Genomic DNA, 20,038 nt, shown 5'->3' with positions numbered 1-20,038 from the left:
GTTCGGAAGGGATAACCGCTGAAAGCATCTAAGTGGGAAGCCCACCTCAAGATAAGATATCCCTTCTGGTGGAGACATCAGAACTGAAGACCCCTTGTAGACCACGAGGTTGATAGGTCAGGTGTGTAAGCACAGTAATGTGTTCAGCTAACTGATACTAATCGGTCGTGAGGCTTGACCATAATTTATAATTTTATCGCTTCCGGTGTGCAATTGTCATCAATACATGAGAATATATCTCGGTGGTTATAGCGGAGAGGACCCACCCGTTTCCATTCCGAACACGGAAGTTAAGCTCTCTGGCGCCGATGGTACTGCTCGGGCGACTGAGTGGGAGAGTAGGTAGCCGCCGGGATAAATACCAAACCCCTTCAGGACTGGAGGGGTTTTTTATTTGAAAAGAAGCCGTCCTCTATGTTATGAAAAGGCTCCCGATAAAATCTAATCCGAGGAATCAAGGAGTGTAGTTCTATGTCCGGTCATTCAAAATGGAGTACCATCAAGAGAAAAAAGGGCGCCGCCGATGCGAAACGCGGGAAGATATTCACGAAACTGATCAAGGAGATCAGCCTTGCCGCCCGGTTGGGGGGCGGGGATCCCGAGGGGAACGCCCGGTTGCGGCAGGCGATACTGGCGGCCAAAGCGGAAAACATGCCCAAGGATAACATCGACCGGGCCATCAAGAAAGGAATGGGGGCTGCGGAGGGTGGGGTCAATTACGAGGAACTGACCTACGAGGGGTACGGTCCCGGCGGTGTGGCCGTGCTGGTGGAGGTCATGACGGACAACAAGCAGCGTACGGTTGCGGAAATACGGCACATATTCTCAAAAAGTGGCGGGAACCTCGGTGAAAACGGGTGCGTCGCCTGGATTTTTGAAAAAAAGGGGACGATTTCCATCGAGAAAACCGTCGCGGACGAGGAAAAACTGATGGAAATCGCCTTGGAAGCGGGCGCCGAGGATGTCCGGGATGACGGGGCTGAATACACCCTGGTAACGGTGCTCTCCGCTTTCGAGGACGTCCGGTCCGCCATCGAGGCGGAGCAAATATCCCACGTGGAAGCAAAAATTACCATGGTTCCCCAGAATGAGGTCAAGCTGGATTCGGGCAAAGCGGAGTCGATGCTGAAAATGATGGAAAAACTGGAGGACAACGACGACGTTCAGAACGTGTACGCCAATTTCGACATAGACGACGAGGTGATGGAAAAACTGAGCGCGGGTTGAGGAGCCTGGTTGTGCAACAAACCGAAAAGTCTTTCATGGTCGTCCCGGGTGGGGCCCATGGAGCGGTTGGGGCGGGAAACCCGTGAAGATATTGGGGATAGATCCGGGGTTCCACGTAACGGGATATGGCCTGATAGAAAAGATGAAGGGGAAACCGCGGTATATCCTCCACGGTGAAATCCGCCTGCGGAGAAATGAGCTTCTGTCCGGCGGCCTGATATGGATTCACAGGAAACTCGTCGAAATCATCCGGGAACATGAACCCCAGGCCCTGGCCGTAGAGGATATATTTTACGGGAAAAACATAAAGAGTCTCATCAAACAGGCTCATGTCCGGGGGGTCACGGTTCTGGCGGGATCCTCGGAAGGGGTGGCCGTTTTCGAGTATTCCCCCCTGGAAATCAAGAGCGCCGTCGTCGGCTATGGCCGGGCGGAAAAAATCCAGGTGCAGAAAATGGTCCAGGCCATTCTGGGCCTTCCGGAGCCTCCGCCAGTCGATGCTTCCGACGCCCTGGCGGCGGCCATCTGTCATATGAATTTTCAGAAAGGAACTCCCGTGTAGTGATCGCGCGTCTCAACGGCACCCTGATTCAGAAAAGGCCGGCTTCACTGGTCGTCGAGGCGATGGGGGTGGGTTACGAGGTCTTCGTGCCCCTGAGTACCTTTTACGAATTGCCCGACATAGGACAGGATGTGGTGCTTCACGTCCACACCCAGGTCCGGCAGGATGCCATCAGTCTTTTCGGCTTCATCAGTGAGCGGGAGAAAGACATTTTTCAGATCCTCATTTCCGTCAACGGGATCGGGCCGAAACTGGCCATGAACATCCTCTCCGGGACCGATCCGGCGGAGCTCCTGCGCCTGATTTCCCGGGGCGACTTGAACCGTTTGATCCGCATACCCGGTGTGGGAAAAAAGATGGCGGAACGGATCATCTTTGACCTGCGGGATAAGAAAATAACCGACACGCCGGACGCACCGGGGGGGGATAAACCACGGACGGCGGACCTGGACGCGGTTCGCGAAGACGCCCTGTCGGCCCTGATGAATCTCGGCTACAGGAACCAGATGGTCAATGACGCCCTGGACCGGGTTATCCAGGAGGCGGACGCCGAGCAGATTTCCCTGGATGTGATCCTGAAAAAAACGCTCAAGCTTCTGGCGAACTGATTTCTGCTCACCGGTTAAGGGACAAACGGTATGGGTGCCATAAAAAGAGAATCGATCGTAACCCCGGCACCTCTTGACGAGGAAGAGGGCGAAGAGCTGACCTTGCGCCCGAAAACACTGGTGGAGTACATCGGGCAGGAGAAGGTCAAGGAAAATCTTGCGATTTTCATTGACGCCGCCAAGGGGCGGAAAGAAGCCCTGGATCATCTCCTTCTCTACGGCCCGCCGGGTTTGGGGAAAACAACCCTGGCCTATATCGTTTCCCGGGAACTGGGCGTGGACCTCAAGGTCACCTCGGGCCCCGTCATCGAACGTCCAGGAGACCTGGCGGCGATCCTCACCAATCTGCACGAACACGATATTCTCTTTATCGATGAAATCCACCGCCTCTCCCATGTGGTGGAAGAAATCCTCTATCCGGCCATGGAGGATTATCATATTGACATCCTCATCGGCCAGGGACACTCCGCCCGGTCAATGAAGCTCGAAATTCCGCCTTTCACGCTCATCGGTGCGACGACCCGGGCGGGACTCCTGACTTCTCCCCTCCGGGACCGATTCGGCATCAGCTTTCGCTTTGATTTCTACACGCCGGAAGAACTGGCCGTGATCGTCAGGAGATCGGCGAAAATCCTGGATATCGCCATCGACAGGGATGGCGCCCGGGAACTGGCACGGCGGTCCCGAGGCACCCCCCGCATCGCGAACCGCCTGTTGAAGCGCGTGCGGGATTACGCCCAGGTCAGGGCCGAAGGTCTGATTGACCACGCCGTGGCGATTGAGTCCCTGGAGCAGTTCGAAGTCGATGAGCGGGGATTCGACCAGATGGACCGGACGATTCTCTTGGCCGTGATCGACAAGTTCGGCGGCGGACCCGTGGGCATCGAAAATCTCTCCGCCGCCATCGGGGAGGAGAAGACGACGCTGGAAGATGTCTATGAGCCCTACCTCATCCAGGAAGGATACCTGCAGCGCACGGCTCGGGGCCGCGTGGCGACGCAACTGGCCTACGATCACTTCGGCAGGCCTCGGCCCTGTCAGGGACAGAAAGAGCTTTTTTAATCCGGACGAGGGGCGCCCAAAAGGAGTCATCATGAAAATCCTCCTGCATATCTGCTGTGGCCCCTGCGCCATCCACCCCCTGGGATATTTGCGGTCGGCGGGGCACGACGTGGAGGGCTTTTTTTATAACCCGAACATCCATCCCTACGCTGAATACCGGAAACGTCTGGAAACGTTGCAGATCTTTGCCCGCGAGGAATCCCTGCCCCTGGAGGTTGACCCGGGTTATCCCGTGGAGCGGTATTTCCAGCGCGTGTCCTTTGATGAGGGTGATCGTTGTCGCCATTGTTACGAAGAGCGGCTGCACGCAGCGTTCTCCAAAGCGGTGGAAAGGAAGGCGGATGCCCTGACAACGACGCTTCTGTACAGCCGCTATCAGAAACATGACCTGATCGCGAAGACGGCGGAAGAACTGTCGGCCCGATACGGCGTGACCTTTTTCTACCATGATTTCCGGGAGGGTTGGCGGGAAGGCATCCGGATATCGAAGGAACGGGGCATGTACCGGCAGAACTACTGCGGCTGTATTTTCAGCGAGCGGGAACGGTTCTGCAAGGCCTGATCCCCTGGACATGGTTTCACGTCCTGTTTTCGACCTCCCCAAGCGACGTGGCGAAGGCGAGGCTGCGGATGGAAAGCCACGCATTTTGTCAAGATGTGTCTCAAACAACACAACCGGGGAAAAGGCGATTTGCCCAGGCCAACCATGCCGATAATAAAAACGTCATGTATTCAGTTGCTTGAAGGGCGGATTTTAATTTGGCGGCCATTATCCTTCGTGGTATATTTTTTGTAGGTACAGATTGTAGCAGTAACAAGAAATAAGAAGAGGAACCGGTCCGGTTCCCAATGACGGGATTCGATGGCCGGGGTGGGAGTGACGTTATTTTCATGTATTCGCAAAGAACAATCGACAATCAGGTAAGCTGTGCCAGTGTTGGTTTGCACACGGGAAGAAAAATAAGCATGACCGTCAAACCGGCCGGCGTGGATGAAGGGATTACGTTCGTCCGGCAGGACGCGGCGGGAAACAACAAACGGGTCAGGGCATCCATCGAAAACGTTTCCGATACGACCCTGGCGACGACTGTCGGCAATAACGGCAATGCGATTTCGACGATTGAGCATTTGCTTTCCGCCCTGAGGGGAATGGGGATCGACAATGCGGAGATCGAACTGGACGGTCCGGAAGTGCCCGTGATGGACGGCAGCGCCCTGATGTTTGTCGACCTGATTAAGAGCGCGGGCATCAGGGAACAGGGAAGCGGCCGGCGGGTTCTGGTCATTGAAAAACCCGTGTCCGTTTCGGACGGCGAAAGCTGGGCGGAACTGGGGCCGGCGCCCGAATTCAGAATCACGTACGAGATCCGGTTTGACCATCCCCTCATCGGCCGTCAGACGTATGATCTCAAGCTGTCGGAGGATTCCTACGAGCGGGAAATCTCCTTCGCGAGGACGTTCGGTTTCCTCAGGGATGTGGAATATCTCCAGGCACGGGGACTGGCCCTGGGTGGATCGCTCAAAAACGCCGTCGTTCTGGATGACGTGAGAATCATAAACAAGGAAGGTCTCCGTCACCCCGAAGAATTTGTGAAGCACAAAATCCTTGATGCAATCGGCGATCTCTATTTGATCGGTATGCCCATTCTGGGGCATTTCAAAGCCTTTAAATCCGGTCACAAACTCCACTTCATGCTTTTAAAGGCGGTGCTGGAACAGCCGGAAAACTGGCGGATTGTCCGCCTCGACGAAGGCGAATCACCGCTGGAACAACGTCTTTCCCTCCCCCGATCGTTTGCGGCTGAAGGTGATTCGGCACGTCCTTAGCGTGTCCCGATTCCGGATTGCCTTGCCCGGACCCCTGAATCCCCATAAATAGCGCTTGCTTTTTGGGGATTAGTTTCTTAAAAAAAACAATCCATTATTGAATCGACAGAGGTGGTCTAAAATCCCATGGGGACAGGCAGGGCGTTTCCATATCCGTGTCTTGTTGCGGTTTTTCTTTTATTTTTCTCCCTTTTGTCCTGCGCGAAGGACGGACGCATCGATGAAGTCATGGTCATGGACGACACCCGCGACATTCTGGTTTACGCGAGGGCTCAGGATTTTCTGAAGGAGGGAACGGAAAGACTGATATACGCAGGCGTGACGGTCCGGTGTACCTTCTATGTCAACTTTTATCAGAAAAGACCCTACTGGTTCGACCGGCGACTTTCCGACCAGGTGGTACGCAATGCCGTCAAGTACGACAATATCAAGAAAACAATCTATGTGACGGTCCGCCTTGATGAGAAGGAAATGGAAACGTCGGAATTTCACGACGTGGGGAGCGCCGAACATTCTCTGATCGAACTCAGCGGGGTTCCCGTGTTCGAGGTTGGCAGGCTCAACAAGGCGGAAAACTATTATGTTCGGATCAAGGCAAAAATTGAAAAAGATGATCATTCCCGGTTCATCCGATACATCATGGTGGTTCTACCGTTTATGGAGTCGGAAACAGGCTGGTACCGGAAGGAGTTTGTTTGGAAAGATTGAATGAACCGACCGGCGGAAATCTCATGGAGATCCGGGAAAAAAGGAGACGGAAAAGGGAAAGAATCCTCATCATCGTCACCCTTCTGGTCATCATCGCCCTCACCTATGTCGGCCATCTCTTCTTCGAAAAACAGGCTGACTGGGGTGCCGCCAACAACATCTTTTTCGTCGGCCTCCTCAATATCAATGCCATCCTCATTCTTTTTCTGATTTTTCTCATTGTCCGTAATGTCGTTAAGCTCGTGTTCGAGCGGCGCCGCGGGATCCTCGGCTCGAAGTTGCGCACCAAGCTGGTGACCGCTTTTGTCAGCTTGTCCCTGATTCCGACGGTCATCCTTTTTTTTGTATCCATCAATTTTCTCTCCAACAGTATTGAAAACTGGTTCAGCGTCAAGACCGGAGACGCCCTCAACAAGACACTGGACCTGGCCCATATTCATTACCAGCAGACGGAGGAACAGACAAAATTTTATGCCCGGCAGATCGCTTCCGACATCACCCTGAACCAACTCTACGACATCGAAAGAATGGACTTCCTGGCAAGCCTTGCCCAGTTGAAGCAGAGGAATTTCAGGCTGGGCTGTCTCCGGATCGCCTTCGACAATCGCGAGGAGGACCTTGTGTTTCAGGACCCCGGCTTTCCGGGCGTGCCCGGGAATATCCTGACGGCCCGGGTTCGGGAGGACCTCTACGCGGGAAAGGAGGCGGCCGTTGTCAGGCCCTCGAAGTTCGGTGATCTCGTGAATGTGCTGGTGCCCGTTTTCTCCCATGCGACACCGCACGAGGTCATCGGTTACGTCCTGATCGGCTCCCTCATTCCTCAAAATATTGTGGATAAAATGGCTGTCGTTTCCAGCACGTCCGAGGCCTATAATCAATTACGCCTGTTCAAGACACCGATCAAATTGAGCTATATCATCACCTTATCCATTGTGACCCTCCTCATCATTTTTTCAGCGACCTGGTTCGGCCTGTTTCTGGCCAAGGGCGTGACCGAACCGATTCAGGATCTTGCGGAGGCGACCCGCAGGATCGCCGAGGGGGACCTCGACTACCAGATCGATATTGCCGCGGAGGACGAGATCGGTGTTCTGGTCCAATCCTTCAACCAGATGACAAGAGACCTGAAAAAAAGCGACCGGAATCTGCAGCTGGCCAATGCCCATCTGGTGGAACGGCGAAAATACATGGAAGCCGTCCTGCTCCATGTTTCCGCCGGCATTCTTTCATTGAACCAGGCGGGGGTTGTGACGACCATGAACCGGGCGGCAGAAATGATGCTGGGTATCCAGGCGGAAAAGGTGCTTGGCCGGCCCTTTGCAGAACCGCTGGCGGCCGAGAACATGTCCGCGATCAGCGACCTGCTCGACACCGTGCGGAGCAGCGGGCGCGGTGTTGTGGAAAAACAGCTGGAACTCCTGATTGGAGAAAGGCCCTTGACCGTGTTGGTCACGATTACGGTGATTCACGAGAGCACGGGCGCGGATCTCGGTATGGTTATGGTTTTCGAGGATTTGACCCAGCTGCAGCAAATGGAACGCGCCGCCGCCTGGCGTGAAGTGGCGCGGCGGATGGCCCATGAAATCAAGAACCCCCTGACACCGGTTCAACTCTGCGCGCAACGCCTGCAGAAACGTTACGGCGGCAATCTGGGTGACGACGAACAGGTTTTCAGGGAATGCACGGATACCATCATCAACCAGGTGGAGGTGCTGAAGAATCTGGTCAACGAATTTTCGAGGTACGCGCGGATGCCCGTAACGACGTTGGCGTTAAATGACCTGAATCAGGCGATCCATGATCCCATCCTCCTTTTCCAGGACGCACACAAGGATATCGTCTTTACGTTCACCCCGGGAGAGGACATACCGCCTCTGCATCTGGATGTGGAGCAGATCCGTCGTGTCATGGTGAACCTGCTCGATAACGCTGTAGCCGCCATGAACAGGCCTCAGGGACAGGTCAACGTGGCGACCCGCCATGATCCGGGAACGGGGAAGGTCCGTGTGTCCGTTGCCGACAACGGTTGCGGTGTTCCCTCCGGCCACACGATGAAAATATTTGAACCCTATTATTCTACCAAGAGATCTGGTACAGGTCTTGGCTTGGCCATTGTCAATTCGGTCATTGCCGATCATCATGGGTCGGTCATCGTTCAGGCCGGCGAGTCGGTGGGGACGGTTGTTGTCATCGAACTGCCTGTACCGGAGAGCATGCCTGAACAGGAAAACGGCAAGCAGGTTGCAGAGGTTCAGGATCTATGAAATGATGACTTTTATCGATTGATCCGTTAAAGGTGGAACAGAGTGATATGAAACGGACCGTTCTGGTTGTTGATGACGAAGAGAGCATCTGCAGTTCCCTGCGGGGGATTTTGCTGGATGAAGGTTACGAGGTTCTGACCGCAAACAGCGGCGAGGAAGCGATCAAGATAGTCGATGAGGAACTCCCCAACCTGGTCCTTCTCGATATCTGGCTTCCCGGTATGGACGGTATCGAAACGCTGAAGCAGATCCGGGCCGATCACCCTCAGATCCGGGTTGTCATGATGTCCGGGCACGGAACCATCGAGACGGCGGTCAAGGCGACGAAACTGGGGGCCTTTGACTTCATCGAAAAGCCCCTTTCCCTTGAGAAAGTGATCTTGGTGGTGGACCATGCCCTCGACATGGTGCGCCTGGAAGAAGAAAACCTTATTCTGAAGCAGAAGCTTGTTCAGGATTATGAACTGACCGGCGGCAGTGAATCGATCGTGTCCCTGCAGGAGATGATTGATATCGTCGCGCCGACGAACGCCTGGATCCTGATCATGGGGGAAAACGGGACGGGAAAGGAGCTGGTGGCGCGGTCCATCCACCGCAAAAGCAGGCGGGCCAACCGGCCCTTTATCGAGGTGAATTGCGCCGCCATCCCGGAGGAATTGATCGAGAGCGAACTGTTCGGCCATGAAAAGGGGGCCTTCACGGGGGCGACGGCGTCCAAGCGGGGTAAGTTCGACCTGGCTCACGAGGGAACGATTTTTCTGGATGAGGTGGCCGATATGAGTCTCAAGGCCCAGGCCAAGATCCTCCGGATTCTCCAGGAAAAAAAATTCGAGCGTGTCGGGGGTACGAAACCCATTTCCATGGACGTCCGAGTGCTGGCGGCGACGAACAAGGACCTGGAGAAGGAGATGGAGGCGGGCCGGTTTCGCCAGGACCTGTACTACCGTTTGAACGTGATTCCTCTGGTGTTGCCGCCTTTGCGGGAAAGGAAGGGGGATATTCCCGTCCTGGTGAAACGTTTCCTGCGGGATTTCGCCCAGCGGGAGGGGGAGCCCGAAAAGAGCATCGACGATGAGGCGCTGTCCCTGTTTCAGGATCATGACTGGCCGGGTAACGTCCGGGAACTGAAAAATTTCACGGAACGGCTGGTCATCATGACACCGGGTTTGACCATTGCCGCCGGGGATGTTCCCTCCCTGGAGAAGGAAATCCATGGCGATATGCCGGAAGACCGGATGCCCCTGGCGGATTCCTTCCGGGCTGCGAAGGTGGATTTTGAAAAGAACTTCATTGTCCGGAAACTCCAGGAATTCGATGGTAATATTTCAAGAACGGCCGAGGCCATTGGACTGGAGCGGAGTAACCTCCACCGGAAAATCAAGGCCTACGGTCTGGAGACAAAGGGGGAATCCTGAAAGTTGTCCATTCCGTTGCCCGACGGGGGATCGTTTCCCTGGAAGGTGTGAGACCGGCCCTGTGGAAGCATTTGAGCCGACGGGATCGTTTCATGCCCTGCCGTTTCTCAGTTCCCTTAAGGTAAAACGGTTGAAGGGCAGAAACAGAAGACCGAGAATCAGGACGAGGCCGATCGACAGGGCATGATAAAAGACGGCGAAGGCCAGAGCGTCCGTCTTGTCGAGGCCGAAAGAGGTCAGGGCGAGGACGCAGGCGTAATGCCAGTTGCCGACAAATCCGGGAGCCGTCGGGATGGCGATTCCCACAATGAGTACGAACATGAGGATAAAGGCGGTCAGCAGGGAGAGGGAATATCCGAACGCGAGAAAGAGGGCGTAGATCGCACCGGCATTGGCAAACCAGACGCCCAGGGACAGGATCATCAGCCGGACCATTTGTCCTGCATTCCTGATTACGGCAAAACCGTCCATGAATTGAGCAGCCAGACGGCCAAGTTTCCCGGCAAAGGTTCCCCGCAGGGAAGCGGGAAGGAAGCCCCACAGGCCTTCCAGGTTCTTTCTCCTGAGAGTCATGCTGACGAGGAACACGGTTGCCCCCAGGGAGATCAGGGACATGATCGCCAGGGAACGGATGAGCCAGGGTGGAAGCGGGATCAGGGGGAGCAGGAACGCCACGATCAGCAGCACCGTAACGAGGTCCATGATCCGTTCCACAAAGACCGTTCCCAGAGCCGACGTCATCGGCACCGCCTTCTTGCGGGAGATCAGCAGGGGGCGGACCAGTTCCCCCAGACGGGCGGGAAAAGCCACGATGGCGAGAAATCCTACGTTGGTGACCGAAAAAAGGGTGAAGGGGTCCACACGAACAACGGGTCTTAGGATCAGCCCCCAGCGGACCGCGCGGATGACCTGCATAAGAAACATGAGAAGAAGAGACGAGAATACATGGAGCGGCTGGATACGGCGGATCGTCGCGGCCACGCTGTCGAATTGAATGCCCCGCATGGAAAGGTAAGACAGGAGGGCGCCCAGGATGACGCCCAAAAGAATTTTTTTCATGTTGTGGCCCGGTGGGTTATCATTTTGATCATTTCCGGAAATTCATGCCGGAGGAAACGGCGCGGTTCACGGTGTACGCCGGGGGAGCGTGTCAAGACCCCTCGTTTGAACCCTTTGCGGGTTCGGGAACACCCCCCCCCGGCAAGGATTGAAAATCAATACATGGTGTGGTGAGGATTGGCAATCGAAATTTCATCGGCCATAATCCTGCTTATCAAACCATTTGGAATGGGAGGCATGAAAAACCGATATAAGATCCCTTTGGTTCTGTTTTGCCTGCTCCTGATTTGGCCTTATCCCGGTCCGGGTCCTGGTGCGGTCGTTTCCCCCCTTACGGAACCGATAACGGACAGGCAGTGGAAGCAGATGGGGGCTCTCGTACTGGACTGCGTAAGGGGCCTGGGGGGAGGGCGGGGCCATCGCGCGCCGGGCGCCATCATCCGGGGCGACCCGGGATTCGACCGTCCCGGGAGGACCCTTTTTTTTGTATCTCTCAGTGACGGGAGAACCCCCGCCCGGGTCAATTTTGCCGAGGGGCCGGCCCTCAATGCCGCGTTTTCGAACTGCATGGTCAACCTTTACGGCGACAAAGCCGCCCATGCGGGGATGTCCCTGGTTAAAATCCACATTGCGAATAATCTTGCCGATCTCGGTATTTTCAACGAATTTATCCGCTACAGCGTTAAAGTCGGCCTGCAGGGGATTGCTGTTGCGTCGCCTGACGGGAGGGTGCCCTTTGCCTTTCTTCCCGAGGAAATTTCGGCGAACGATCTCATCGGCACGGGGGGCCGGTTCGATGTCGGTGGAATGGCGGCCTACCTGGACCGAACGGGCAGGGACGGTCGAAAATTTACGGAGCTTCTGGCGAACCTGAAAACCCGGATCCTGCGTTTTGACGTCGAGGCGCGCTTTTATGACGGCACGGCCTTTCTCCCGACATTCCGAGGCCACAGGCTTTACGGGGAAGCAGGGGACGAAGACCTTCGTTCCAGCCTCGATCTGGCGGCTCAATATCTGGCGGGGATTGTGGGACCGGAGGGAAGATTCGTTTACCTCTATAATCCTGTGACAGATGCCGAGGAAAGCGGTTACAATGTGGTGCGTCATGCCGGAACCGTTTACGCCATGATGGAGCTTTATCAGCATAGCCGCAGCGACGAGATTCTTGAGGCGGCCAAAAGAGCGATTGCCTACCTCTGGAACGCCACGAAGCCATGCCCACCGCCGGAAACCTCGGCCTATTGCGTGGTCGAAGGGGGAACAACCAAGTTGGGCGCCAACGCTCTGGCTGCCGTGGCCCTGGCCAAGTATGCCGAAGCGACCTCCGATTACGGGCATTCGAAGACGATGAACAGGCTTTGCCAGAGGATGGTGGCCATTCAACGTAAATCCGGCGAGTTTTACCCTCATATACAGACCTACTCCGGGGGAGGAGAATCCCGAAACTTCGTATCCGCTTATTATCCCGGGGAGGCCATTCTCGCTCTGACCCGCGTTTATGGGCTTGACCGGGACAAGAAATGGCTTGACGCCGCCGATGCCGCGGCAAACTGGCTGATTGCCGTTCGGGATCGGGGGAAAACAATCGATAAACTGGACCACGACCATTGGCTTTTGTACGGATTGAACGAGCTTTACCGTTACCGGAAAAAACCGCTGTTTTTGGACCATGCCAGGAAAATTGTCGATGCCATCGTCGCCCACCAGAATACCCGGGCGGAATATCCCGACCAGGTCGGCATGTACGGATACACCTCGAACTCAAACCAGGTTGCCACCCGCAGCGAGGGGCTTATGGCGGCGTGGCGGCTTTTCACGGCCGCCGGAGACGTCCCTTACGCCCAAAAGGCCCTGCGGGCCGCCGAGCTGGGGGTGCGCTTCCAGCTCGGAACCCAGATCAGGGAGGAAACGGCGATGTACTTCCCCGTTCCCCCGAAAGCCCTCGGAGGGTTTGGGAGGAGCCTGGACGACCGGAAAATCCAGATAGATAATGTCCAGCACAATGTATCGGCCATTCTCGCCCTGCTGAAGGCCCGTGGGATGGGGCGGGGCGCGTCACCATGAACGTCCGGGTCATTTTGCCGCAGGGTTTTCCGGGGCGGATACGGTCCGGCCTTGATCACACTCCGTCCCCTTGCACGGGGCAACCCGGATCATTCTGATCCCGTATCGGAACGACGTCCGGTCGGGGGCTGGGGACCAAGGATCCGATGTAACAATACGTGAGATATTGAGCAGATAGGCATGGACATTTTTCTTATCACTTTTCAGGCTGTTGCCACCCTGCTGGGTATCGGGATTCTGGGTTTCTGGATTATCGGGCAACATCGTGCATCAGGCGACACCCTCGGGTTTCTTTCCGCCCTTTCCATTGATGTTGCCGTACCATGTCTGGTGCTGGCCAGCCTGATTGTCGATTTTTCGTCCCGAACGAACCCGGACTGGTGGCACATGCCCCTGTGGTGGCTTGCTTTTCTCGTGATATCCCTTGCCCTTGCCCTGCTCTGTTCCCTGGCTGCCCGACGGGACTTCCGTGGTGAATTCGCCATGGGGCTTTTTTTCCAAAACGGACTTTTTTTCCCCCTGATTATCATAACCGGCTTATTCGGCACGGAAAATCCCTATTTCGTGCCCCTGTTTCTCCTGATTTTTCTGCATCCGACCCTCATGTTCAGTACCTATCCGTTGTTTTTCCCAGGGAAGCAAGCATCCAGGGTTTTTAGCATGGCCCGGGTCTTCAATCCCGTTCTGGTTTCAACGATTGTCGGCATGGCGATCGCCCTGATAGGGTTTCAGTCCTATGTGCCGCAATTCGTCAAGACGATTCTCATCATGGTCGGGGCGATGGCCTCGCCCCTGTTCATGCTGATTCTCGGTGGCAGTCTTTACCATGACCTGATGATGGAAAGAGGGGGAAAGAGAAATATCTATTGGGGAGAAGTCGTCAAATTCTGTCTGGCCAAGAACTTTGTGTTTCCCCTGGCGATGCTCGGCATCCTGATCCTGGTCAAACCATCCTTTCCCGTGGCCCTGATCCTCATGCTGGAGGCGGCGGTGCCGCCCGTAACGGCGATTCCCATTTTTGCAGAGCGCTCGGGAGCAAACCGGAACCTGGCCGGCCAATTCATCGTCGGAAGCTTCCTCGCCTCCCTGTTTTCGATTCCCATGGCCCTTTATTTCTTCAACATTTTTTTCCCATTTCCGCCTTAAGGGGACGATGGAAAAGGGTGGAGGAACCATAAAGGCCGGGAACGGCGCAATATCCGTCAGGGCACCTGTTCGGCCGGCTCCAGGCCGACGGGAAGCCTCATTCCGGCGTGCTTCTCGCCCCGCCCGCGGAGTCCCGTGAAAAAATTCGGAGACAATCTGGAATGCGCCGAGACGGTTTGATCTACGGGTTATTGACCAGGTAGTCGCTGATCTTGTCCTTGATGAGCAGGGCGGACTCCTTGTTGCCCATATAGCCGACACGGACGCCCAGTATCGTGAAGTCCTTCGACTTGTACTCGATGCGCAGGGTGACCTTTTCGTTTTGGATTCTGGCCTGGATCGTTCCCATTCCGATCTTCCAGTCAGGGGTCACTTCCTGACCGCCCAGGTCGGCGATGACCATTTCGCAGGCTGTTCGGACCTTTTCGAAGGGCACATTGTACTCCACCCGCAGTTCACCGTTTACATACACATATGTGCCCGCGCCGGCACCGGCGGCGGCGCCCCCGAGCAGCAGGGGGACACATCCCCCCAGCAAGATCAAAGACAACACGCATGCCATCGCAAGGGTCCGTTTGGCGTTCATCATGATTCTCCTTTCAGTCCATTTTATTCAAGTTTGGCCAATTCCTTCAACAAGCCCTCCTGCTTGCGGTTCAAATCGGTGGGAATGGTGACCACGGTTTCGATGATCTGGTCTCCCCGGCCCATGCCCCGCAAATGGGAAATCCCCTTCCCATTCAGGCGGAAGCCCGTACCTGGCTGGGTGCCCTTGGGGATTTTGAGTTTCTCCGAGCCGGTCAGGGTCGGGATATCGGTCTTCGTTCCCAGGATAGCCTGAATATACGTAATGGGAACACGGCAATACAGATCATAACCGCGGCGGTCGAAATATTCGTGCGGTTCCACCTGAATGAAAACATAGAGATCTCCGTTCGGACCGCCATGCACCCCTTCCTCTCCCTCGCCGCGCAATCGCAAACGAGAGCCTGTTTCAACACCGGCGGGAATTTTGAGATTGACTGATTTGACGACCCGAACCCGGCCCGCGGCACGGCAGGCATTGCAGGGATGGGTGATCATCCGGCCCTGGCCATGGCACTGCGGGCAGGTCGTGCTGATACTGAAAATGCCCTGGGACTGAACGATCTGTCCCCGCCCGTGGCACCTTGGGCAGACGGTCGGTGTTTTGCCCGGTTCGGAGCCGCTTCCTCCGCACTCCCGGCACAAGGCAAATTTTGCCACGTCAATATCTTTGGCGGCTCCCATGGCCGCGTCCATGAACGAAATGTTCAGATCGTACCGCAGGTCCGCCCCTGCCCTTGCGGCGGTTCGCCCCCTCGTCCGGGCGCCGGCGGATCCAAAAATATCCGAAAAAATATCGCTGAAACTGGAAAAAACATCCTCGAATCCGGAGAAACCGCTAAAACCGGCTCCGTTCAGCCCTTCATGACCGTATCGGTCATAAAGTTCCCTGTTCTGGACATTGGAGAGAATCTCGTAGGCCTCCGCCGCCTCCTTGAACTTTTCTTCCGCCTCCTTATTGCCGGGATTGCGGTCCGGATGATAGAGCATGGCCATCTTCCGGTAACTTTTCTTGATGGTCTCTTCCGATGCCGTTCTTTCGACACCAAGTACTTCGTAATAACAACGTTTTATCATGTAATGACACTACCCTTCGCTGCCTGGAACCACGATCGCCTGAGGAGCCGGGGGAAGCCGACACCCCTACGGCTCGTAACAATAGTCATCAAGGGCTTCCGTGTCAAGAGAAGTGAGAGGTTCCATCCCGGTTATCGGGTCAATTCTTTCAGGACTTCCCCGTATTTCCCCCCGGTTTTGTCGAGAATATTCCGGGACAGTCCGGGGTGGCTTCCGGTTCCGGGTTTGGACAAGCGGATAACCGCGTAGAAACGGTCTGTCGAAGCCTTTTGGGGCTGGTCCTTCCCTGTTGTTATCCCCATTCGGGCGGAAGGGGGATGAGTCCGGCGTGAGTACTGCGTCGAGCGGAATGAGTGCGCCTCCCCGGAAAGCGAGAGCCCTGTGGATGGCGTCAATCAAGGTAAGGGTTGTACTTTTTTTCATGTCCGACCGAGGAAACGGGCATTCGGCCGTAATTATGTCCCGGCAGCACCTTGGTGTCGTCCGGGAGGGAGAAGATTCTTTCCCTGATGGAGCGGCACATGACGGACCAGGACGCACCCGGCAGGTCTGTCCTGCCAACGGCTTCCACAAACAGCGTGTCCCCTGTGAAGACGTAACCATCCGTATAGAGGGCCATTCCGCCGGGTGTGTGTCCCGGGGTGTGAATGACCCGGAGGGATACATCGCCGACGGTGATCAAATCCCCGTCCCTGACGGTTATGTCCGCAGGGGGTGACTGGGTGGCGCCGAACATGCGGAGCATGGCCGGCGGCGTATTCCCCAGCATGGGGGCGTCCAATTCGTGGATAATGATAGCCGCGCCGGTCTTGTCTTTCATTTCCTTATTCCCGGAAATGTGGTCCACGTGGCCGTGCGTGTTGACGATGTATTCGATGCGCATGCCCTTATCTTGAGCGAGTCCGATCAGACGATCCGCATCATCGGCGGGATCGATCACCAGGGCTTTTCCGGCGGCGGGATCACCGATGATGTAGGCAAATACCGCCATGGGACTGACCTCAACCTGTTTGAGAAACATAAAATCCTCCGCTTTCCGTGTGGCAGGGCCTGTGTGACCGGATCCTGCGGGATACGGCAAGGTATTGTGATGAAGGAATCCGGGGAACGCCTGTCGTGACCGTCAGGAACGTTGCCTGGTGCAGCGGGATGCCTACCATGTTCGAGCGGATAAAGTCAATCGAATTCAGGGGTCCACCAAACCGTGTCATGCCATGGTCCTTACCAGGCGGGCGGCGAAAAACCCGTCCATGTCATGGAGATGTGGGAGCGTTCTGAGGCAGCCGTCCCTGTCCAGACAGTCGGAATGGATGGTTATGGGGGGGAGGTCCAGACGAAACTCGGGGTGACGGGCAAGAAAAGCACGGACATTGTCCTCGTTTTCCTCCGGAAGAAGACTGCACGTGCTGTAAACGAGACAGCCTCCTTTTTTCAGATACCGGGCGGCCCCTTCCAGCAGACCAAACTGCAGGTCGGCTAATGGAGCGATATCCCCAGGAACCAGGCGCCACTTGATTTCGGGATTTCGCCTCAGGGTGCCGAGACCGCTGCACGGCGCATCCACCAGCACGCGGTCGAAATGCCCGGCCATGCCCTCCGGGGGGTGTCCCCTGCCATCACGACAGAGGGTTTCGATGCAGGACACGCCCATCCGCCGCGCCATGTCCCGCAAGGCATCCAGCTTCCCCTGTCGATTGTCCAGGGCGACGATCCGGCCGGCGCCCCCCATCAGAGCGGCCAGATGGGTCGTCTTTCCTCCCGTGCCCGAACACAAGTCGAGGATGTTTTCAGACGGTTTCGGGTCAAGGAATCTTGAAATGAGTTGAGAACCCTCATCCTGAAACTGGATTTTTCCCTCTTTGAACCAGGGCGTATACCGGGCGGGCAGACTTGAATGTATAATCCGAACGCCGTCGGGAGAGTATCCGGCGGCGACCGCATCGATGCCGGAGGCCTGCATTTCTTCCAAAACCTCCCGTCGGGATGTTTTCAACGTGTTGACCCGGACGGTTACGGGTGGGGTCGTGTTACCGGCCGCGCACAGGCGGATCGTTTCTTCCTCTCCGAACCGCTTCAGCCACGTTTCCACCAGCCACTTGGGGTGGGCGTGAACAACGGATACATAAAGCGGGAGATCACGATCTCGGTCGGGGAGATCCATGGCGTCCTTGCCGCGTATCGCATGGCGAAGGATGGCGTTCACGAGCCCTCCCCGCCCTCGAAAACGGGCTTCAGTCATGGCGACCGCTTCGTTCACCGCGGCGTAGGATGGAATCCGGTCAAGAAAAAACATCTGGTAAAGCGCCGCACGGAGAATATTTTTCAAGCCGTCGTCCATGGCGGCAAAGGAGCCACGGTAGAAGCAGCTGATGATCCAGTCCAGATAACCTCTCATCCGCAGCGTGCCGAACAGGACCTGCGTGACCAGTCTGCGGTTTTTTTCGTCGTTTTGCAGGTTGGTGGTCAGGTACACGTCGAGAAGCGATTCGGCGAAAGCGCCTTCCCGTTCGATACGGTCCAGCAGATGCACGACCAGACCGCGGGGAGAAGCGGGGCGAAATAGACGTCTTTTGTACCTCATTGCCCGTTTTCCCCGGCCGTCATTTTTCTATAGAAATCGAGTTGCTTGTAGCGTATTAATGAATATGGTTTCAACCGTGTAATCATGGGCCCTTTCACGGCCTTGCCGGATCCGGTGAATGGATCCGTGAAGGCCTTGATTTGAAGGACATGATACATGAAGGGGACGAAAATAAAAGCGGTGAATTCGGGAAAGAGGTCCCGCCCTTTACGGGACCGACGAATCCGGGATGGGCGTTCCCTGTGTCAGCGGGATGGGGAATGTTCAAGCGTCGTCCGCGACTGTCAAAAGGATTTCCCCCCGCGGTCAGAAGATGACATGATTGGGTGTCGAACTGACAGGGAAAACTCAACCGTCGTGACGGGGTGGGGAAAAAAAGCGGGGCGTCACGCCATACGGGGGGGAGATTTTATCAGATATTTCTGATATAGGTGCTTTTCGAGGGGGTCGAAATAAAAACGATCCCGAAAAAATCAAAAAAACGTCATTCGAAATGTCCGTTTTTGATCCGGGAGATTGACTGTATGTCTTGGTTTGACCGGCTCCAGCCTCAACGTTTCGGTACCCGTCTGATCATCTTGACTTTGTGCGCCGTTCTGATTCCAGTCGCCTTTTTTGTCGTGGCCTTCGTTTTTCACAATCGTTCTTTTGTGGGACAGATCGATCGTGGGGTCGACAAGATCGAGAAGCAGACCCAGATTCGCATCGACCGGGTCATTCGGAATATGGCGGAAACTTCGATCCGTGAAAAGGCCGAGGATGTCGCCTTACAACTGGATATTTACCTGTCCCAGCATCGCGACCTGACCCTGCGCGATCTGCAAAATTCAATGGAGTTCCGGCGTCTGGCGGTTCAGCCGTTCGGCATTTCCGGTTATACGGCCGTTCACGACCTGACGACCGGAGCCGTCCGCTTTCACCTGAACGCTGAAATCGAGAATCAGGATCTCAAGGACTATGCCCGGCCGCTTCCGGGATTCATGTCCATTCTTGAAGAGGCCCGCCTCCAGAAACGATCGGGGGGATACTATGCGTGGAAGGATTTCGATGACGAGGTGTATACAAAATTCATGTACGTTATCGCCCTGAATACGCCCACGGCGGACGGCATCAGGCTGTCCGTCGCCAGCACCAGTTATCTGGATGAATACTCCGAACCGGTGCACCTTACCCAGGAAGCCTTCGAGGAAATGACGAAGAGCTTGACGGGCACGATTAACGCTTTTACCAGGGGTTTTCTGAAATTGTCCTTGATCCTCCTGGTCGGGGCCGGTGTGCTTCTGTTTTTCTTTGCCTATGGGATGGGAAGGTATTTCTCCCGTACGATTGACAGTCTGCGGGAAGCAACGGGCAGGGTTAACAAGGGGGAGTTCAATGTTTCCGTTCGTTCGCCGGTGAAAGGTGATCTCGGCGCTCTGGTGACGGATTTCAACAACATGTTCGTTCGCCTGGGCCAGACCACGGTATCCAAACAGCGCCTGGAAGAGAGCGAAGTGAAACTGCGCATCACGAACGATGAACTGATGAAGGAAATCGAGGTGCGCCAGCACGCTGAGGCCGCTCTACGCATATCGGAACAGAAATACAGGAATCTCTTCGAGTATTCCAAAGATGCCATCATGATCCTCGACGAGGATGGTTTCAAAGATTGCAACCAGGCGACCCTGGACATTTACGGTTGCAAAACCAAGGAAGAGTTCGTCTCTTGCCATCCCGCTGATTTATCCCCGCCCTTCCAACCGTCGGGAAAAGAATCTCGGGGCGAATCGCTGTCTCAAATTGAAAACGCTCTGAAAAACGGATTCAGCTCCTTCAACTGGGTACACAAAAGGACGGATGGGACCCTCTTCCCC

Annotated in this window: 17 protein-coding genes and 2 rRNA genes; 14 read left to right on the top strand and 5 right to left on the bottom strand. The window is 55.7% G+C overall.

All coding sequences use genetic code 11. The features are described from left to right. The 11 genes from GX147_03115 to GX147_03065 form a co-directional block, all read left to right on the top strand. Positions 1-183 (top strand): 23S ribosomal RNA (locus GX147_03115); the annotation flags it as partial. Between the two features lie 55 nt (positions 184-238). After that, positions 239-355 (top strand): 5S ribosomal RNA (rrf, locus tag GX147_03110). Between the two features lie 116 nt (positions 356-471). Beyond that, positions 472-1,227: a YebC/PmpR family DNA-binding transcriptional regulator gene (locus GX147_03105; GenBank protein NLN59696.1), complete on the top strand. Its 756-nt coding sequence runs from the start codon at positions 472-474 to the stop codon at positions 1,225-1,227. 82 nt (positions 1,228-1,309) lie between these two features. Next, complete coding sequence (ruvC, locus tag GX147_03100; protein ID NLN59695.1) at positions 1,310-1,789, top strand: crossover junction endodeoxyribonuclease RuvC; 480 nt, start codon at positions 1,310-1,312, stop codon at positions 1,787-1,789. Continuing rightward, the gene (ruvA, locus tag GX147_03095) at positions 1,789-2,397 is read left to right on the top strand and encodes a Holliday junction branch migration protein RuvA (protein NLN59694.1); all 609 of its coding nucleotides are present in this window, start codon (positions 1,789-1,791) and stop codon (positions 2,395-2,397) included. The genes ruvC and ruvA overlap by 1 nt, the downstream gene beginning before the upstream one ends. 30 nt (positions 2,398-2,427) lie before the next feature. After that, complete coding sequence (gene ruvB, locus GX147_03090; protein NLN59693.1) at positions 2,428-3,459, top strand: Holliday junction branch migration DNA helicase RuvB; 1,032 nt, start codon at positions 2,428-2,430, stop codon at positions 3,457-3,459. A 31-nt stretch (positions 3,460-3,490) separates the two neighbouring features. Then, positions 3,491-4,021 (top strand): epoxyqueuosine reductase QueH, encoded by a 531-nt coding sequence (locus GX147_03085; protein NLN59692.1) that lies wholly within the window; start codon positions 3,491-3,493, stop codon positions 4,019-4,021. Between the two features lie 329 nt (positions 4,022-4,350). After that, a complete protein-coding gene (locus GX147_03080) occupies positions 4,351-5,286 on the top strand; it encodes a UDP-3-O-acyl-N-acetylglucosamine deacetylase (protein NLN59691.1) in 936 nt (311 codons plus the stop codon). Between the two features lie 126 nt (positions 5,287-5,412). Further along, positions 5,413-5,994: a DUF4390 domain-containing protein gene (locus GX147_03075; protein NLN59690.1), complete on the top strand. Its 582-nt coding sequence runs from the start codon at positions 5,413-5,415 to the stop codon at positions 5,992-5,994. Continuing rightward, on the top strand, positions 5,982-8,258 hold the full coding sequence (locus GX147_03070) for a HAMP domain-containing protein (protein NLN59689.1): 2,277 nt from the start codon (positions 5,982-5,984) through the stop codon (positions 8,256-8,258). Before GX147_03075 ends, GX147_03070 begins: the two co-directional genes overlap by 13 nt. 47 nt (positions 8,259-8,305) lie before the next feature. Then, positions 8,306-9,673, top strand: coding sequence for a sigma-54-dependent Fis family transcriptional regulator (locus GX147_03065; protein ID NLN59688.1), 1,368 nt, complete (start codon positions 8,306-8,308; stop codon positions 9,671-9,673). Between the two features lie 90 nt (positions 9,674-9,763). Here the strand turns inward: GX147_03065 and GX147_03060 are convergent, their stop codons facing one another. Beyond that, entirely contained in the window at positions 9,764-10,732 is a 969-nt protein-coding gene (locus tag GX147_03060; GenBank protein NLN59687.1) for a flippase-like domain-containing protein, read from the bottom strand. Between the two features lie 237 nt (positions 10,733-10,969). On the opposite strand from GX147_03060, the gene GX147_03055 reads away from it, so the two are divergent. Then, positions 10,970-12,796, top strand: coding sequence for a hypothetical protein (locus GX147_03055; GenBank protein NLN59686.1), 1,827 nt, complete (start codon positions 10,970-10,972; stop codon positions 12,794-12,796). A gap of 180 nt (positions 12,797-12,976) precedes the next feature. Next, positions 12,977-13,942 carry a hypothetical protein gene (locus tag GX147_03050; protein NLN59685.1) on the top strand — a complete coding sequence of 322 codons (966 nt, stop codon included), beginning with the start codon at positions 12,977-12,979 and terminating at the stop codon, positions 13,940-13,942. 181 nt (positions 13,943-14,123) lie between these two features. Here GX147_03050 and GX147_03045 read toward each other — a convergent pair whose 3' ends face one another. The 4 genes from GX147_03045 to rsmB form a co-directional block, all read right to left on the bottom strand. Then, positions 14,124-14,531, bottom strand: a complete 408-nt coding sequence (locus GX147_03045; GenBank protein NLN59684.1) for a DUF3568 family protein — start codon at positions 14,529-14,531, stop codon at positions 14,124-14,126. 20 nt (positions 14,532-14,551) lie between these two features. Further along, a complete protein-coding gene (gene dnaJ / locus GX147_03040) occupies positions 14,552-15,604 on the bottom strand; it encodes a molecular chaperone DnaJ (protein NLN59683.1) in 1,053 nt (350 codons plus the stop codon). A gap of 391 nt (positions 15,605-15,995) precedes the next feature. Further along, on the bottom strand, positions 15,996-16,625 hold the full coding sequence (locus GX147_03035; protein ID NLN59682.1) for an MBL fold metallo-hydrolase: 630 nt from the start codon (positions 16,623-16,625) through the stop codon (positions 15,996-15,998). 186 nt (positions 16,626-16,811) lie between these two features. Next, entirely contained in the window at positions 16,812-18,185 is a 1,374-nt protein-coding gene (rsmB, locus tag GX147_03030; protein NLN59681.1) for a 16S rRNA (cytosine(967)-C(5))-methyltransferase RsmB, read from the bottom strand. 524 nt (positions 18,186-18,709) lie between these two features. On the opposite strand from rsmB, the gene GX147_03025 reads away from it, so the two are divergent. After that, positions 18,710-20,038, top strand: a 1,329-nt coding sequence (locus GX147_03025) for a PAS domain-containing protein (GenBank protein NLN59680.1), incomplete at its 3' end; no start/stop codon positions are given.

This window comes from Deltaproteobacteria bacterium (assembly GCA_012522415.1).
Lineage (GTDB): Bacteria > Desulfobacterota > Syntrophia > Syntrophales > JAAYKM01 > JAAYKM01.
The sequence above is the reverse complement of the archived record's forward strand: the minus strand, read 5'-3'. Positions and strand labels throughout refer to the sequence as shown.

What these genes read in the sequence shown, in the direction of transcription:
- GX147_03080 (NLN59691.1), top strand. Translation starts at nt 4,351, where the DNA reads ATGTATTCGCAAAGAACAATCGACAATCAGGTAAGCTGTGCCAGTGTT.
- GX147_03085 (NLN59692.1), top strand. Translation starts at nt 3,491, where the DNA reads ATGAAAATCCTCCTGCATATCTGCTGTGGCCCCTGCGCCATCCACCCC.
- GX147_03050 (NLN59685.1), top strand. Translation starts at nt 12,977, where the DNA reads ATGGACATTTTTCTTATCACTTTTCAGGCTGTTGCCACCCTGCTGGGT.
- ruvB (NLN59693.1), top strand. Translation starts at nt 2,428, where the DNA reads ATGGGTGCCATAAAAAGAGAATCGATCGTAACCCCGGCACCTCTTGAC.
- GX147_03065 (NLN59688.1), top strand. Translation starts at nt 8,306, where the DNA reads ATGAAACGGACCGTTCTGGTTGTTGATGACGAAGAGAGCATCTGCAGT.
- GX147_03060 (NLN59687.1), bottom strand. Translation starts at nt 10,732, where the DNA reads ATGAAAAAAATTCTTTTGGGCGTCATCCTGGGCGCCCTCCTGTCTTAC.
- dnaJ (NLN59683.1), bottom strand. Translation starts at nt 15,604, where the DNA reads ATGATAAAACGTTGTTATTACGAAGTACTTGGTGTCGAAAGAACGGCA.
- GX147_03035 (NLN59682.1), bottom strand. Translation starts at nt 16,625, where the DNA reads ATGTTTCTCAAACAGGTTGAGGTCAGTCCCATGGCGGTATTTGCCTAC.
- GX147_03075 (NLN59690.1), top strand. Translation starts at nt 5,413, where the DNA reads ATGGGGACAGGCAGGGCGTTTCCATATCCGTGTCTTGTTGCGGTTTTT.
- rsmB (NLN59681.1), bottom strand. Translation starts at nt 18,185, where the DNA reads ATGAGGTACAAAAGACGTCTATTTCGCCCCGCTTCTCCCCGCGGTCTG.
- GX147_03055 (NLN59686.1), top strand. Translation starts at nt 10,970, where the DNA reads ATGAAAAACCGATATAAGATCCCTTTGGTTCTGTTTTGCCTGCTCCTG.
- GX147_03105 (NLN59696.1), top strand. Translation starts at nt 472, where the DNA reads ATGTCCGGTCATTCAAAATGGAGTACCATCAAGAGAAAAAAGGGCGCC.
- GX147_03045 (NLN59684.1), bottom strand. Translation starts at nt 14,531, where the DNA reads ATGATGAACGCCAAACGGACCCTTGCGATGGCATGCGTGTTGTCTTTG.